11 protein-coding genes are annotated in these 16,154 nt (G+C 67.3%); 6 read left to right on the plus strand and 5 right to left on the minus strand.

Going from position 1 to position 16,154, the window contains the following annotated elements:
* The first annotated feature begins 52 nt into the window (after positions 1 to 52).
* The gene (locus tag ACWKY3_RS04295; protein ID WP_449315184.1) at positions 53 to 973 is read left to right on the plus strand and encodes a LysR family transcriptional regulator; all 921 of its coding nucleotides are present in this window, start codon (positions 53 to 55) and stop codon (positions 971 to 973) included.
* 62 nt (positions 974 to 1,035) lie between these two features.
* Here ACWKY3_RS04295 and ahcY read toward each other — a convergent pair whose 3' ends face one another.
* Positions 1,036 to 2,295 carry an adenosylhomocysteinase gene (ahcY, locus tag ACWKY3_RS04300; RefSeq protein ID WP_449315185.1) on the minus strand — a complete coding sequence of 420 codons (1,260 nt, stop codon included), beginning with the start codon at positions 2,293 to 2,295 and terminating at the stop codon, positions 1,036 to 1,038.
* 293 nt (positions 2,296 to 2,588) lie between these two features.
* Between ahcY and ACWKY3_RS04305 the strand changes: the two genes are divergently transcribed.
* Entirely contained in the window at positions 2,589 to 3,911 is a 1,323-nt protein-coding gene (locus tag ACWKY3_RS04305) for a glycosyltransferase family 2 protein (RefSeq protein WP_449315186.1), read from the plus strand.
* A 52-nt stretch (positions 3,912 to 3,963) separates the two neighbouring features.
* Here the strand turns inward: ACWKY3_RS04305 and ACWKY3_RS04310 are convergent, their stop codons facing one another.
* Positions 3,964 to 4,650 carry a phosphoribosyltransferase family protein gene (locus tag ACWKY3_RS04310; RefSeq protein WP_449315187.1) on the minus strand — a complete coding sequence of 229 codons (687 nt, stop codon included), beginning with the start codon at positions 4,648 to 4,650 and terminating at the stop codon, positions 3,964 to 3,966.
* Positions 4,651 to 5,463: 813 nt separating this feature from the next.
* On the opposite strand from ACWKY3_RS04310, the gene ACWKY3_RS04315 reads away from it, so the two are divergent.
* From ACWKY3_RS04315 to larC, 3 genes are all read left to right on the plus strand, one after another.
* Positions 5,464 to 6,495 (plus strand): substrate-binding periplasmic protein, encoded by a 1,032-nt coding sequence (locus ACWKY3_RS04315; RefSeq protein ID WP_449315188.1) that lies wholly within the window; start codon positions 5,464 to 5,466, stop codon positions 6,493 to 6,495.
* 213 nt (positions 6,496 to 6,708) lie between these two features.
* Entirely contained in the window at positions 6,709 to 7,542 is an 834-nt protein-coding gene (gene larB / locus ACWKY3_RS04320; protein ID WP_449315189.1) for a nickel pincer cofactor biosynthesis protein LarB, read from the plus strand.
* Complete coding sequence (gene larC / locus ACWKY3_RS04325; RefSeq protein WP_449315190.1) at positions 7,539 to 8,090, plus strand: nickel insertion protein; 552 nt, start codon at positions 7,539 to 7,541, stop codon at positions 8,088 to 8,090. The genes larB and larC overlap by 4 nt, the downstream gene beginning before the upstream one ends.
* A 665-nt stretch (positions 8,091 to 8,755) precedes the next feature.
* On the opposite strand, the gene ACWKY3_RS04330 is transcribed toward larC, so the two are convergent.
* From ACWKY3_RS04330 to ACWKY3_RS04340, 3 genes are all read right to left on the minus strand, one after another.
* Positions 8,756 to 9,685, minus strand: coding sequence for a SufB/SufD family protein (locus tag ACWKY3_RS04330; RefSeq protein WP_449315191.1), 930 nt, complete (start codon positions 9,683 to 9,685; stop codon positions 8,756 to 8,758).
* 279 nt (positions 9,686 to 9,964) lie between these two features.
* Positions 9,965 to 10,741, minus strand: coding sequence for an ATP-binding cassette domain-containing protein (locus ACWKY3_RS04335; protein WP_449315192.1), 777 nt, complete (start codon positions 10,739 to 10,741; stop codon positions 9,965 to 9,967).
* A 331-nt stretch (positions 10,742 to 11,072) separates the two neighbouring features.
* Positions 11,073 to 14,189 carry an insulinase family protein gene (locus tag ACWKY3_RS04340; protein ID WP_449315193.1) on the minus strand — a complete coding sequence of 1,039 codons (3,117 nt, stop codon included), beginning with the start codon at positions 14,187 to 14,189 and terminating at the stop codon, positions 11,073 to 11,075.
* 465 nt (positions 14,190 to 14,654) lie between these two features.
* On the opposite strand from ACWKY3_RS04340, the gene ACWKY3_RS04345 reads away from it, so the two are divergent.
* The gene (locus ACWKY3_RS04345; protein ID WP_449315194.1) at positions 14,655 to 16,037 is read left to right on the plus strand and encodes a TrpB-like pyridoxal phosphate-dependent enzyme; all 1,383 of its coding nucleotides are present in this window, start codon (positions 14,655 to 14,657) and stop codon (positions 16,035 to 16,037) included.
* Positions 16,038 to 16,154 lie beyond the last annotated feature (117 nt).

A 16,154-nucleotide genomic window follows, 5' to 3' on the forward strand; every position in this document is an offset into this window, starting at 1 on the left:
TAAGGCATACTATGGACTTGAAGAGGGAAAACATAAAAGATAAGGAGGGGCGATGCCTTCAGTTGACTCGCCGAAGCCGCATCTCGACATCCAGGCCCTGAGGTACTTTCGCGCGTTCGTTCGGGAGGGGACCGTTTTGGGCGCGGCGAAGTCTCTTCATCTCACCCAGCCGACGCTCTCTCGGCAGCTCATCAACCTCGAAAAGCAGGTGGGTGCGCCGCTGTACGTGAAGGAGGGGCGCCATGTGAAGCTCACCGAAAAGGGCCGCGTGCTCCTTCGATACGCCGAATCGGTGGTCGATCTGGTTGAGGAGGCCGAGCGCGAGCTTTCCTCGGCCGGATCGCAGGTGTCTGGCGGGGTGTTCATCGGGCATGGGGAGCCCGCCGCCATGAGGATTGTCACCATGGCGATGATGCATGTGCTTGATCGTTATCCCGATGTGCAGTTCCACCTGTTCACCGGTTCGACGGGGGATCTGTTCGAGAGGCTTGACACGGGGCTTTTGGATTTCATCGTGGAAAGCGAGGTGGTGGGGCGGCCCGGTTACCGGCAGCTCATGATGCCGGTGTCGGACACATGGGGCGTGGTCGTGCGCGAGGACGATCCGTTGGCCTTGCGCACCTCCATTCTCCCTTCCGATCTTGAAGGCAGGCCCATCCTGTGCTCGCGCCAAGTGATCAAGGCGGGCGTGTTGCGGGATTGGGCGGGCGACTCGTTTGACAAGATGCGCCAAGTTGCCACGTTCAACGCGGGATCGTCCATGATCAACATGCTGTCCCTGTACGGCATGGCGTACGCGTTCACGTACGAAGACCAGTTTCGGGTCAGCGGGTCGCAGGGGCTGTGCTTTCGGCCGCTCGATCCGCCGACCGAATCGGAGTGCGGCATCGTGTGGAAGAAGGCTCGCGACCTTTCCGCCGCCGCCTCCGCGTTTCTCGAATCCGTTCGGGAGCTGTGTCGGGAGTCGGCATGACGCCGGCTCCCGATCAGCCCCCGCGCCGGCAAGCGGCGGCGGGGGCAAGCGGCGGTGAACCCTTATGCCTGGTCGAAGTTCCAGGAGCTCATGTAGGCGATCTGCTCTTCGGTGAGCACATCTATCGCAATGCCGAGCGTCTCCAGCTTCACGCGGGCGATGCCGTCGTCTATCTCCGCCGGCACGTTATACACCTTGTTCTCCAGCTCGCCGGCGTGCGCGTACAGGTACTCGGCGGCCATGATCTGGTTGGCGAAGCTCATGTCCATCACCGACGCCGGGTGCCCTTCGGCGCAGCTCAGGTTCACAAGACGCCCCTGGGCCAGCAGCACCACCGTGCGCCCGTCGGCGAGCGTGTACTCCTCCACCAGGGGCTTTAGCTCCTCCTTCTTCACGGCGTGCTCCTCCAGCCAGCCGATGTTGATCTCGGAGTCGAAGTGCCCGGAGTTGCAGATGATGGCGCCGTCTTTCATGTTCTCGAACGCGGGTCCGTCGATGACCTTGCAGTTGCCGGTCACGGTCACCCACACATCGGCGAAGCGGGCGGCCTCGGCGGCGGGCATCACCTCGTAGCCCTCCATGTGGGCCTCGAGCGCCTTTAAGGGGTCCACCTCGCACACGATCACGCGCATGCCCATGCCTTTGGCGCGCAGGGCCAGGCCGCTTCCGCAGTAGCCGTAGCCCGACACCACGATGGTGCGCCCGCACATCAGGCGGTTGGTGGCGCGGATGATGCCGTCCAAGGTGGACTGGCCCGTGCCGTAGTGGTTGTCGAAGCAGTGCTTGGTGTTGGCGTCGTTGATGTTGAACACAGGGTAGGAAAGCGTGCCGTCGGCGGCCATGGCGGCCAGGCGCACCACGCCCGTGGTCGTCTCCTCGGTGCCGCCGATCACGCCTTTGAGCTGCTCGGGGAAGCGCGTGTGCAAAGCGGTGTCCAAATCGGCCCCGTCGTCCATGACGATCTGCGGGTTGGTGGCTATGACGGCCTCGATGTGGCGGTTGTAGGTTTGCGCGTCCTCCCCGGCGATGGCGAACACCTCCACGCCGAAGTCGCGCACGAGTGCGGCTGCCGTGTCGTCCTGGGTGGACAGCGGGTTCGAGGCGCAGAGCGCCACCTGGGCGCCCGCCGCCTTGAGCGCGCGCATGAGGTTGGCGGTCTCGGTGGTCACGTGCATGCACGCGCCGATGCGCACGCCCTCAAGCGGGCGCTCGCGTTCGAAGCGCTCGCGGATGGACGCGAGCACGGGCATGTCGCGGTCGGCCCATAGGATGCGGGCGAGGCCGGCGTCGGCCAGGTTGATGTCCTTGATGTCGTGGTTCAAGGGATGCCTCCGTCTTTTGGGTAGGGGATTTCGACTCGTTGCGGGTGACAAGGGTATCACAGGGCCGATGCGCCCGCACGGCCCGTCCGCTCTAATATGGAGGCCATATGCAGAATCTGTGTGAAGAACGGTGTTTTCTCCGGGTAAAACCAGAAGAAAAGGTAACGGAGGAGCGCCTTTTGGCCCCATGTGCCGCGCAAGTCGCTATACTTTCACGAGTTTGGTGTGCGCCCTGCTGGCATGGGGGCGGCGTGAGCAGTGCGCTTCCGCTGGGGGCCGATAAAGGAGCAAAGGTGCTGGACCAGTTTTTCTCGCAGATTTCCTTCGTTGACGTGTTCAACTTCTGCGTGTTCATCGCGTTCACGATCTGCTACACCTATCAACTCTACTACGTGTTCGTGGTGCTCACCCGCAAGCCCCGGGAGCTTGTCGCGAAGCGCAACCACAAGTTCGCCGTCGTGGTGTCGGCGCGCAACGAAGCCGCCGTCATCGGCGACCTCATCCACTCCATCAAGGTGCAGAACTACCCTTCTGAGCTCATCGACGTGTTCGTGATCGCCGACAACTGCACCGACGACACGGCGCGGGTCGCGCGCGAGGCCGGAGCCACCGTGTTCCCCCGGGCGAACGACAAGGAGGTGGGGAAGGGCTACGCGCTCGACTACGGCTTCCAGGTCATCCGCGAGCAGTACGCCGACCGCGGCTACGAGGCCTATTTCGTGTTCGACGCCGACAACGTGCTGGACGTGAACTACTTCCGCGAGATGAACAAGACCTTCGACAACGGGGCCGTCGCCTCCACCAGCTACCGCAACTCCAAAAACTACGACTCCAACTGGATCAGCGCCGGCTACGCCGTGTGGTTTTTGCGCGAGGCGAAGTTCCTCAACCAGGCCCGCCTCACGCTCAACACCAGCTGCGCGGTGTCGGGCACGGGCTTTTTCGTGGCCGCCGACATCATAGAGAAGCACGGCGGGTGGAAATGGCACCTGCTCACCGAGGACATCGAGTTCTCCGCGAGCAGCATCCTGGAGGGGCGTCGCATCAGCTACTGCCCCACGGCCATCCTCTACGACGAGCAGCCTACGACGTTCCGTGACTCGTGGAACCAGCGCTTCCGCTGGGCGAAGGGCTTTTACCAGGTGTTTTGGCACTACGGCGCGCGCCTGGCCAAGGGCATAGCCACCAACCCCAAAGGCTCGCGCTTCGCGTGCTACGACATGCTCATGACCATTGCGCCGGGCATGCTGCTGACCATCGTTTCGGTGACGTTCAACGCCATCATCTTGGCCCTGGCTTCCATGGGGCTTATGTCCACGGGCGTCATGGTGGCCTCGTCGGTGTCGTCCATCTTCTTCTGCCTGATGAACTACCTGGTGTTCATGTTCATGTTCGGCGTGCTCACCACGTTCGTGGAATGGGATTCCATCCGCTCCACCACGGGCAAGAAGGTGCTTTACATGTTCACCTTCCCCTTCTTCATGCTCACCTACGTGCCCATAGCGCTGGTGGCGCTGGTGAAGAAGTGCAAGTGGAAGCCCATCCAGCACAGCATCTCGGTGGATGTTTCGGAGTTCTCCGAGGCCGCTGCCGACGCGCACAAGCGCTCGCTGTAGCGCATGCGGGCGCCGGCGGGGCGCCTGGGTCCTCGCCGGTCGCGGGGTTGTGCTACCAGACGCGCGCGAAGGTAAGGCAGCGCACGGTGCCTGATCCGGCCGCCCGCAGGGCGTCGGCGGCGGCGAGCAGCGTGGCGCCCGTGGTGCACACGTCGTCCACGACGAGCGCGTGCGGGGGCGCGCAGGCTCCGGGCAGCACGCGGAACCTCCCCTCCATGTTCTCGAGCCGTTCGCGTCGCGAGAGCGCGCGCTGATCGTTTGCGCGCGGGCGCGCGAGCGCCGGGGCGGTTTCCAGCCCGAGCAGGGCGGCCGTTGCGCGGGCAAGCTCCTCTCCGTGGTCGAACCCCCGTCGCCGCCGTGCGGCGGAGGTGGCCGGGATGGGGACCACCGCAGGGCGCGCGGCCAGCCACTCCGGGGAGGGGATGGGGGCCATGAGCTTTGCCATGACCCCCGCCAACCGGCGTTCTCCCGCGTCCTTCCAGGTGCGGACGATGCGCGCCGCCGCGTCGTCGAAGATGACGGCGCTCGCGCACCCGTCGTATGAAAGCTCCTCGCGGCCTGCCGCCCCCATCATCACGGCGTTGCACTCGGTGCATTGCACGCGGCCGAACGGCGCTCCGCATCGCGGGCAGGCGCGCCACCAGTCCAGGTGGCAAAGGCGCGCCTCGCAGCGTGCGCACAGGACGTCCCCCGGCTCGTCGCAGACGGCGCAGCGGGTGGGCCACAGCGTCTCCGCCACGGCCTCGGCGGCTCCCTGCGCGTACAGGCCCGCCGTGCGAGCTGTGCGGCGGAGCGCGTTTTGACGCAGAGGAGGTTGCCGACGCGCGGGCCGGGCGCGCCGAAGGGAGCGCTTTGCGCGCGACGGCGTTTCGGACGGTATGTGCGCGCTCGGCGTCATGTTCCGATGCTACCACGGAGGCCCTTGCGCGGAGCTTCCCGTTTTCCAGTGCGCCTTCGCTTCGTTCTTTCGCGGATCCAGCGTGGATCTGACGCGTGTCCGACGCGCGTTTGATGCGGATCCGACGCGAACTTGGCGCGCGTCCAGCGCGGACCTGGCGCGCGTCCGACGCGCGTTCGGCGCCCATCCAGCGTGCGCTCGGCGATTGACCCGCTTATCTCGTGCGCTCGGCATGCGCCTCGTGCTTGGTCCGCGTCCAACCCGCGCTTGGTCCGCGCCCACCCGCGCGTTTTCCGCCCTCTCGGCTTTCCGAGGTATTGAGCAGATTCCCGCCGCACGCTTTCGGGCGGATGGCGCATCTGCTACACTAACCGTGCTTCTTTCGAGTCTGTAGTTGCGGGTTCGGCGGTGGTTCGAGCCCTAGTCCACGGCAGATGCGGTCGAAAGGACCCACGTAAGCCGCGTTGCGCGGCGATCATGGCGTATCCTAGAGGTAAGTCGCACCGCCCGTCTGAACACGCGGCATCCGGTCGCGGCGGGCGAGAGGGCGACGGGCGCAAGCTCGGCTCCGGTGCGCGGGTGTGGGGGCAAAGACTAGGTCAGTCGGAAGAGGCGTTTTCGTCGAAGCAAACGGCAGATGGAGGCATTCCGGTTATGAAGCGTTTGAAGGCGCTCGCGTCCTGCGGCATCGCAATCGCGTGCGCGGCGGTTTTGGCCGCCGGTATGGCGGGCTGTTCGTCACAGCAATCCTACGCGCCTCCCGAGGCGGTGCCCACGGTTTCCACGCCGGCCATAGGCCAGGAGGGCGTGCTGCGGGTGGGAGTGAACACCGACAGCGCTCCTTTGGCCGGTCAGCCGTCCGGTTCCGCCAAGATCGTCGGTGTGGACGTGGATGTGGCCGCGGCCTTGGCCGATGCCCTGGGGCTGAAGCTCGAGGTGGTTGACGTGGGGTCCGATCCCGAAACGGCCCTGACCGAAGGAACGGTCGACGTGGTCATGGGCGTGGACACCTCCGATTCCGACGCCTCGTTCTGGACTTCCCAGGCCTACCTTCCCACTGCGGTGGCCCTGTTCTCCACGCCCTCCAACGCGACGGTGCCCACGAACGCCTCGCAGCCCTCCGTTGCGGCTCAGGTGTCTTCCAAAAGCGCGTGGGCGGTCACCAACGAGTTCGACCAGGGCAGCATAACCACCACGCAAGACCTCAAGAGCGCGTTTTCCGCCCTTGAGTCGGGCCAGGTGGACTACGTTGCGGCCGACGCCGTCATCGGCACGTACGTCGCCCATAGCGCCGGCGACGAGGTGCAGATCGTCGCGCTCATGCAGCAGCCGAGCGGGTACGCGGTGGGCGTGCTCGACGGCAACACCGAGCTCAAGCAGGCCGTGGCGGACGCGTTGGCCGTGATCGAAGGCAACGGCACCGTTGCGGTCATCGAGCGGAAATGGCTTGGAACGGCGCTCGATTTGTCCAGCACGCCCCTGACCGCGGGCGCGACGTCGTCGGCCTCCTCGGGGACCGATGCGGCTTCCGGCGAGACCGGCTCCGAGGCCGGGGAGGGCGCCCCGAGCGCGGACGGCGAAGCCGAATCTGACGCCCCGAGCACAGACGGCGGGGCTGCCGAGGGCTCTGCGACCGAATCCGACGCCCCGGGCGCAGCCGGCGCCCCATCCGAAAGCGCCGCCTAGCCCGCGCAGTGTGCGGAAGGTGAGCCGAGGGCCCGCGACGCGAAATCGCGCCGCGGGCCTTTCCCTATGCGGCGGCACAGGGGCGATTCGCTTTGGAAGGCCGACGGCTTCCGAGGACGACGCCCCGCATTGTTTTTCGCTCATCGGTTGACTTGGAGCGCGCTCCAAGTGATTCAATGGTTGCGTTGGACGAACGGAAGGCGGAAAGACGGCATGGAGACACGGGAATTGCGCGCGCTGCTTGCGCGGGTGGCGGAGGGGAAGGCGTCCGTCGACGAGGCCGAGCTGGCCTTGCGCATGGCTCCCTTCACGGATCTGGGTTGGGCGAAGGTGGACCACCACCGCGGCGTGCGCCAGGGCGTGTCGGAGGTGGTGTACGGCGCGGGCAAAACGGCCGGTCAGATAGCGGACATCTGCCGGGCCCTTGCGGCGGGGGGGCAGGAGCGCGTGCTCGTCACGCGCCTGGACGAGGAGAAGGCCGGCGAGGTTGAGCGCCTGCTGTCCCAAGGCGGCGCGGCTGCGGGCGACGGGCCTTGCGCTGGCGCGCTTGCGGGCGGCGCGTTCTCGGAGGCCGCGTTTCGCTATCATGCGCTGCCGCGCCTGGGCATCCTCGGCGGCCTTCCCGAGCCTGACGGGAACGGGTCGGTGGTCATCGCCGCCGCCGGCACGAGCGATTTGCCCGTGGCCGAGGAAGCGGCGATGACCGCCGAGATGCTGGGCAACCGCGTGGTGAGGCTCTACGACGTGGGCGTGGCCGGCATCCACCGCCTGCTCGCGCACGCCGACGACATCGCCGCCGCGAGCGCGGTGGTGGCTGTGGCCGGCATGGAGGGGGCGCTTGCCAGCGTGGTGGGCGGCCTGGCGTCGTGCCCGGTCATCGCCGTGCCGACGAGTGTGGGCTACGGTGCCAGCTTCGGCGGGGTGGCCGCGCTTCTGGCCATGCTCAACTCGTGCGCGTCGGGGGTGTCGGTGGTCAACATCGACAACGGTTTCGGCGCGGGCTACCAGGCGCACCTGATCAACCATGCGAAAGCGAGGAACGTATGACGACCCTTTTCTGGAACCTTGAGGAAAACGCTACGCGAAGGCATCTTCTGGCCGAGGCTCTTTTGCAGCTGCCCGAGGAGGCGCGCGGCGCCGTGCTGGCGGCGGCCGACGCGGCGGGCGTTCCCGACTCCCACCATCACGATCTGGCGGAGGTGAACGCCACCATCGACGCGCTGCGGGCGAGCGAGCGCGCGAAGGCCGACATGCGGGCGGTCTACCGCATTCTGGCCGAAGCCGAGGCCGCCGCGCACGGCTGCTCGGTGGAGCAGACTCACTTCCACGAAGTGGGGAACGGAGAGGCGCTTAGGAACGTGCTGGCCATCTGCTTGGCCGTGGAGGCGCTTTCTCCCGATCGCGTGCGCGCCACGCGCGTGCAGACAGGCGAGGGCACCGTCGTGTGCGCGCACGGCGAGCTGGCCGTCCCCGCGCCCGCCACGGCCGCCATCATCGCGCGCGGCATTCCCGTGTGCGAGCGCACGCTGCCGGGCGAGCGTTGCACTCCCACGAGCGCCGCCGTCATTCTGCACTTCGTGGACGAGTTCGAATAGGGAGCCGGCGAAGGGCCGGGCGCGCACGAACGCTCGGGCATGCGCGAACACGGCCCTCCGCGCTTTCCGCAGCCTGGCGAGCATTCGACCGCCGCATCCCAGCAAGCATCCGAGCGGCCGCATCCCAGCGAGCATCTGGCCGTTCGTCGCACTCCCGTGGGCGCGTGGCCGCTCGCTTCGCGTTCTCGCGAGTGCCCCTGCCGTTCTGCATTGCTGCGAGCATTCCCGCCCCTTTGCGTTTACGCGTACGGATGTTTCACGTGAAACAATTGGTGCAGTATCGTGCGGCATTGCAACGAAATGTTTCACGTGAAACATCCGTATGTGTTTTTGCGAGTTTTCGCAATGTGCGAATAGGGATTGCGCAGGGGAAAGGCTGCCGCGCGTTGCGCGTCGCCCATCTGCGGTTTCGGGAGGGCGTGCGGCCGTGCGGGCAAAACCTGGAATGTTTCACGTGAAACATTCGTACGAAAAACCCGCCCTGACCGGAAGGTCGGTCGGGGCGGGTTCGCGGAGCCTGACGCCGCCTGCGACGCACGCAAACGGTGCAGGCGGCAAGAGGTTCGCACGCGGCGTCGCACGACGGCGATGCCGCGTGCGCTGTGCCGCACGAGGACGGCACGCGTGCGCTGTGTCGCCGTGCGATGCCGCGTGCGGCAGAAGAGCTAGTTCAGGAAGTCCTCGAGGATCTCCTCCTCGGCCTCCTCCTCGGTGAGGCCGAGCGTCATGAGTTTGGTGATCTGGTCGCCGGCGATCTTGCCGATGGCGGCCTCGTGCACGAGCATGGCGTCCTCGCTGGCGGCCTCGATGCCGGGGATGGCCGTCACCTTGGCGTTGCCCATGATGATGGCGTCGCACTGCACGTGCCCGCGGCATGCCGCCTCGCCGATGACGAGCGGGTTGAACACTTGCTTGGAGTTATCCTGCGCCACCGAGCGCGAAATCACCTGCACGCTGGAGTCATCGCCCTTGAGTTCCACCTTCATGTTGGAGGTGGCGGTTTGGTCGCCATGGGTGAGCAGCTTCTCGATGAGCACCAGCTTGGCGCCGGCGGCCAGCTCGGCGTTGGTGTCGCGCACCGTGGAGGACACGCCGCGCAGCTGCACAAGCTCCATCTCGCAGTTGGCGTTCTCGTCCATGATGACGTTCGTCACGGGGTTGAGGATGCGCTCGCCGGTGCCGCTGCCCTCGCCGTAGTGCTTCTCCACGTACTTCACGCGGCTGTTCTTGCCGCAGTGGAAGGTGTGGATGCCGTCGTGCTCGGACGCCTGGTGGCTCTCGTTGTGGATGCCGCAGCCCGCGACGATGGTCACGTCGCAGTCCTCGCCGATGTAGAACGTGTTGTACACCACGTCCTTCAGGCCCGCCTGCGTGACGATGACGGGGATGTACACCGTCTCGCCCTTGGTGCCGTCGGCGATGCGGATGTCGATGCCGGGGTTGTCGGTTTTGGTGGCTATCTCGATGTTCGCGGAGGAATGGCGCTCGACGAGCTGCCCGTCCTTGCGGATGTTGAACGCGCCTTTCGGCATGCCGTGGATGTTGGCTATCTCGGCGAGCAGGCTCTCGTCGATGGGGGACAGATCAACGGCCATGGGCGGCCTCCTTCTTGGTCGGTTGGTCGGTGCGGGTCGCGTCCGCGGCGCGCATGGCGCTGCGGCGGAATGTTTCACGTGAAACATTCGTTCGCGAACCGGTTTAGGCGAAGCGGTTCGCCGGCACGGTTTGGCGAAGCGATCCGGTCGTGCGGTTTTGCGCCGGCGGGTTGTCGGTGCGATCCGCCGACGCGGTTGCCGTCGCGCCGTCCGCTTGGCTCGGCGGCTCGGCGCAACGGCGTCGCGAACCCGGTCCGGCGCCGCAGCGCCGGACGCAGGCTAGCAGGTGGTGGGGATCTCGGTGAGGTGCAGCTCGGTGGGGGTGGTCAGCTGGCAGCCGGGAACGCCCTTGGCCACGAAACCGAGGCGCGGCATGAGTTCCTCGGGCGCGCCCGTCTCCTCCACGCGGCCGTCGCGCAGAAGCACGATCTCGTCGGCCAGCTGGATGATGCGCTCCTGGTGCGAAATGATCACGATGGAGCGCCCGTCGCGCGCCTCATGGATGTCGCGGAACGTCTCGGTCAGGCGGTCGAAGCTCCACAGATCGATGCCCGCCTCCGGCTCGTCGTAGATGGCCAGCTTCGGGTCGCGCGCCAGAATGGTGGCGATCTCGATGCGCTTCACCTCGCCGCCCGAGAGGCTCTTGTCCACCTCGCGCGTGAGGTAGCTGGCCGAGCACAGGCCCACGCGGGCCAGGTACTCGTTGCAGGCGAGCATGGGCAGCTTTCGTCCGGCGGCGATGTCCAAAAGCTTCTTCACCTTCATGCCCTTGAAGCGGGCGGGCTGCTGGAATCCGTAGCCGATGCCCAGCTTCGCGCGCTCGGCGATGGACAGGTCCGTGATGTCGGCGCCGTCGAAGACGATGCTGCCGCTCGTGGGGCGCTCGATGCCCATGATCAGCTTGGCGAGCGTGGATTTGCCGCCGCCGTTGGGGCCGGTGATCACCGTGAAGCGGTCGTTGGGGATGGAAAGCGACAGATCGTCGATGATGCGCTTCGTCTCCTTCGACCCTTCCTGCACGGGCACCTCGAACACGAGGTTTTTCAGTTCCAACATGATGTGCTCACTCCGTCTCTCTCGTCATTTGACTCTGTATTACTATCATTTATCGAAGGGGGAGTCAAGGCCGCGTTCGCGCGAAACCGGGATGGAGGCCGATTTCGCGGGCGTCCGGCTCCCGAAGGCGCTTGGCCTTTGAGGCCCGCGTGCGTTCAGGTCCCGAGTCTCAAAGGCGCCCGATCCTTGAGGCCCGCGTGCGCTCGATCCCCGAGCCTCGCAGGCGCCCGATCCTCGGAGGGTCCGAAGGCGCCCGACTCCCGGGGTTTCGAAGGCTTCCGACTCCCGGCAGCCCGAAGGCGCCGCGCCTGCGTCCCGATTCCCCCGGCGCTCATTCGCTCAGCAGGTCGATCACCTCGAATCCGGCCGACGACCCCTCCAGGATGTCGCGGTTGCCGAACGCGCACGCCGCGCCCCGTTCGACGGCGCGGGCGACGGGGCTGGCGAGGTTTCGGACGTCCTGCGCGCGTGCGGCCAGCATCTGCCCGCGCGTTTCAAGCCGCATGCGCGGGGTGCGCCCGCCAAACCAGTCGCCGTCTTGGCGCCGCGCCAGCTGACGGGGCTTGAGGGGTTGGTCGAAGGCGGCCACCGTGCTCACCACGTAGCCTTCCATCTCCTCGGGTGCGGGGTCGAAGGCGGCAAGCCAGTCGGCTGCGCCCGCGAACCGCGCCAGCGTCTCGTCGAGGTGCGGGTCGCGGTAGGAGTAGAAGCGCAGGTTGCCGGTGCGCGCCGCTTGGAAGCCCGCGCCGTACGCGCCGCCCTTGACGCGCACCTCGTTCCACAGGTAGTCGTAGGACAGCGCCCGCGCCGCCACCTGCCACGCGCCCGTGTAGGCGGCGCCGAGCGCGCGGCGGTCGAAGCCCTGCGCGGCGTAGCACACGTCGGAGGGCACGGCGAACGCCTCGTTGCGCACGACGGGGTCGGGCACGCGCAGCCGCACCGCGCCGTCTCCCGTGCGCCCGATCGCGCCGCCCTCCTCCCAGAAGAGGGCGAAGTCCTCGTCGGATCCGGTGAAGCTCACAAGCGACCCGTCGTCCACAAACAGCCGCGCGGCCAGGTCGGCCAGATGCTCGCTCAGCTCGCCCGCGTATTCGTCGTAGCGCGCCAGCAGGCCTTTCAGGAAGCGGTAGAAGCCCACGCCCCCCAGTTGCTCGCGCACCACGCCGGCGGGCAGGTAGTACGACCCCAGGCGCGCCATGGCGCTGGCGTGGCCGGCGGCGGCGAATCCCTGCTCCATGGAGATGCGGCGCTGCTGCAGCACGTCTTTGATCTTGCCCGCGTCGGAGAAGTCGGTCTCCAGCAGCACTTCGCGCGGCAGGGAGGCCAGTTGCGCGACGTTCTCCGAAAGCGCGCTTGCGCCCACGGCGAACCGGGGCGACACGGCTTTGGCGTCCTCGGCGTCCTCGTGCACCTCGCAGAAGAAGCTCAAATTGCCGAGCGCCCCGTTCACCAGCGTGTCCAGTTCGGAGGCGCTGCGCCGGGCCGTTCCCAGCTTGCCCAGCACCATCGCCAGCACGGCGACATAGGGCAGCTCCTCGAACGGCACGCGCGCCAGGTCGAAGTAGCGGTAGGCGTAGGCGATGCCGCGCGTGGGGATGTCGTGGCGCAGGCAGGCGACGGACGAGCCCTCCGTCTGCGCCGGGCCGTAGGCGGGCTCGTCCGGTGCGGGGCCGATGTCGGATACCGTCAGGCGCGGCAGGGTTGCGAGCGCCTGAGGCGAGTCGGGCTCCTCCTGCAGGCGGCGCAGCTCGGCCTCCTCCGCAGCCACGCGCGCGAAGTCGTCGGGTCCCATGCCGGCCGCGATGCGGGCAAGGCGCGCCTCCTCGAAGTCCTCCTCGTTATCTGCGGGCACCACCTCCACCTCGGCCATGTGGCCGTTCTCCAGAAACAGGCTGCGGATGAGGTCCTCGAAGTAGCCTTCGGTCAGCGCGCGGCGCAGAAACGCGAAGTCGTCCTCGTACTTGAGGTAGGACGTGGCCTCTTCGTCGTCGTAGAGCCAGCCCGAAAGCGCCGCCATGGAAAGCGCCACGCCGTCGGCCATGCCGAAGTCGCGCTCGCGCATGACGAACTCGGCGCGGGAAAGCGACGCCTCCACGAGCGCGTGGTCAAGCCCGCCGTCCGCAAGCTCGGAAAGCGTCCGTTCGACCACGGCGCGAAACCTCTGCGCGCCGCCTTCGGCAAGCCCGCGCAGCTGGATGACCGCGAAGGGCTGCAGAAGCGCGTCGGCTAAAAACGCGTTCGCGTCGTCGGCCAGCCCCGCGTCCAGAAGCGCGCGCTTAAGCGGCGCCTCGTTGCTGCCGGCGATGGCGTCCAAAAGGATGTCGGCGGCCACCGCGCGGGTGCGCTCGTGCGCCTCGCCTACGACGTAGGCCAGGCCCATGCAGGCGTTCTCGGGGGCGGTGTCCATGGTGCGGCGCACGCCCAGGGCGCGCACCGGCGCCTGAGCGGTCAGCGCGCGGGGGCGCAGCGGCGCGTCTCCCGCCGACGCGCGCGCCGCATCGCGGGCCGCCGCCTCGTCGGCCGCAGGCGAGAGGTAGCGCTTGTCCAAAAACGCGAGCATGCGGTCCAGGTCCAGATCGCCGTAGAGCGTGAGGTAGCTGTTGTCCGTGCGGTAGTGGCGCGCGTGCTCCTCCAGGAACCGCTCGTAGGTGAGGTCGGGGATGGCGCGCGGCGTGCCGCCGGACTCGAAGCGGTAGGCCGTGTCGGGGAAGAGCGCCGCCTGCAGCTCGTCGTAGAGCACGGAGTTCGGGTCGGAGAGCGCGCCTTTCATCTCGTTGTACACCACGCCGTTGAGGCGAAGGCGGGACGCGTCGCCCTCGGGGCCTCCGGGGGCCGCCGCACCGTCTGCGACGTCGGCGGGGGATGGCGTTTCCGCGCCCGCCGCGCCCGGGCCGCCCTTCGCCGCTTCTGCGCTGCCGCCCTCGCCGCCCGCCGCGCTGTTGTCCGCCGCGTCGCCTGCCGCCGCGCCCTCGTCTTCGTTCCCCTCGCCGTCCGCAAGCTCCACGTGCCAGCCCTCCTGCTCGAAGATGGCGCGCTTGCGGTAGATCAGGGGATGCAGCACCGCGTCCAGGTACACGTCCATGAGGTTGAGCAGGTCCTGCTCGTTGGTGCTGGCCACCGGGTACATGGTCTTGTCCGGAAAGGTCATGGCGTTCAGAAACGTTTGCATGGAGCCTTTGAGCAGGTTCACGAACGGCTCCTTGACGGGGAAGCGGTCGCTGCCGCACAGCACCGAGTGCTCCAGGATGTGGAACACGCCGGTGTCGTCGGCGGGAGGCGTCTTGAAGGAGATGGAGAACGTCTTGTTCGGGTCGTCGTTGGCAAGGTAGAGCAGCTGCGCGCCGCTTTTGGCGTGGTCGAGCACGTAGGCGGTGCCGTCTATCTCCGGCAGCTTTTCGCGCGTGCGCACGGTGAAGCCGTGCAAGGTTTGGTTCGGGGCAAGATCCATGGATGGTGTCGCCTTTCGTACGATGCGTGTCGTGTTTCGCCCCATTGTCTCACAACACGCCCCGGCGGTGCGCCTCGGACGCCCTCGGCAAGCGAAACCCCCGAAAACGGCAGAGATCGCGCCTTTCTCTCCTCTTTCGTCCCGCGCCCCCTCCGTTCGCGGACATCCCCCTTCCCAAACAAAGGCGCGAAGGGTACACTTGCCCGCGTACCCGGAACCATCGAAGGGACCTTCGTGCTCCACAGCGCCGACAAAGCCCGTTTCTCCGCCGTCGCCCTTGCGACGGGGCGGACGCGCGCATGGTGGTGGAACAGAAGAGTTTGAACCCGGGTCTCGCATAGGCTTCTGTTCCGTGCACATGAACACAGAAGAGCCCTCGGAGATCCGGGGGCTCTTTTTTGTCGCGCGGACGAAGGGACGGACCGCGGCCGGATGCGCCGCACGACCGAAGGAAAGGGAACCGCCATGACCGAGAACGCACCGCATCGCCTGTACCTGCGCGAGGACCAGATACCTGCGCGGTGGTACAACCTGCGCGCCGACATGCCGGAGAAGCCCGACCCCATCCGCCTGCCGAACGGCCAGGTGGCGCAACATGATGACCTGGCTCCCGTGTTCTGCGACGAGCTGGTGCGCCAAGAGCTTGACGACGACGCGGCGTACTTCGACATCCCCGAGCCGGTGCTGGAGATGTACCGCATCTACCGCCCCTCGCCGCTGTGCCGCGCCTACAACCTGGAGCGCGCCTTGGGCACGCCCGCGAAGATCTACTACAAGTTCGAGGGCAACAACACCTCCGGCTCGCACAAGCTGAACTCGGCCGTCGCCCAGGCGTACTACGCCAAGGCGCAGGACCTTGCCGGCATCACCACCGAGACGGGCGCGGGCCAGTGGGGCACGGCGCTTGCGGAGGCGTCGGCGCATTTCGGGTTGAACCTGGACGTGTTCATGGTGAAGTGCTCCTACGAGCAGAAGCCCTTCCGCCGCAACATCATGGAGACGTTCAACGCCAACGTCACGCCCTCGCCGTCCGCCACGACCGAGATCGGCCGCAGGATGCTGGCCGAGCATCCCGACTCCACAGGGTCGCTTGGCACCGCCATCTCCGAGGCGGTGGAGCGCGCGCTCAACGTGCCCGGCAACAAGGGCCGCTACGCGCTGGGGTCGGTGCTCAACCAGGTGGCGCTGCACCAGTCGGTCATCGGGCTTGAGAGCTACACGGCCTTCGAGGAGCTGGGGGAGTACCCCGACATCGTCATCGGCTGCGCGGGCGGCGGGTCGAACCTGGCCGGCCTCATCGCGCCGTTCATGCGCGACAAGCTGACGGGCGCGCGTTTGGGCACGCGCTTTATGGCCGTGGAACCCGCCAGCTGCCCGAGCCTCACGCGCGGGCGCTACGCCTACGACTTCGCCGACACGGGCCGCACCTGCCCGCTTGTGAAGATGTACACGCTGGGCAACGGCTTTCTGCCAAGTCCCGACCACGCCGGCGGCCTGCGCTACCACGGCATGAGCCCCATCGTGTCCAAGCTCAAGCACGACGGCTGCTTGGAGGCGGTGGCCGTGCGCCAAACCGACGTGTTCGCGGCGGCCGTGGAGTTCGCGCGTCTGGAGACCATCCTGCCCGCGCCCGAGAGCGCGCACGCCATCTTCCAGGCCATGGAGGAAGCGCGTCGCTGTGCGCGGACGGGCGAGGCGAAGACCATTCTCTTCGGCCTCACGGGCACGGGTTACTTCGACATGAAAGCCTACGACGCGTTCAACCGCGGCGAGATGTGCGACCACGTGCCCACCGACGAGGAGCTTGAAGCGGGCTTCGCCACCATCCCGCGCATCGAGGGCGTGTAGTAGGAAGGCGGCCGGGGCGCGGGCCGCTCGGGCGCGGCCGGCGCCTTCGGGGCCGATGCGGGGCAGGGTGACGGCCGGGATGCGGGCCGCGCGGGCGCGGGCCGCGGGATGCCCCGG

The organism is Rubneribacter sp. (assembly GCF_965361815.1).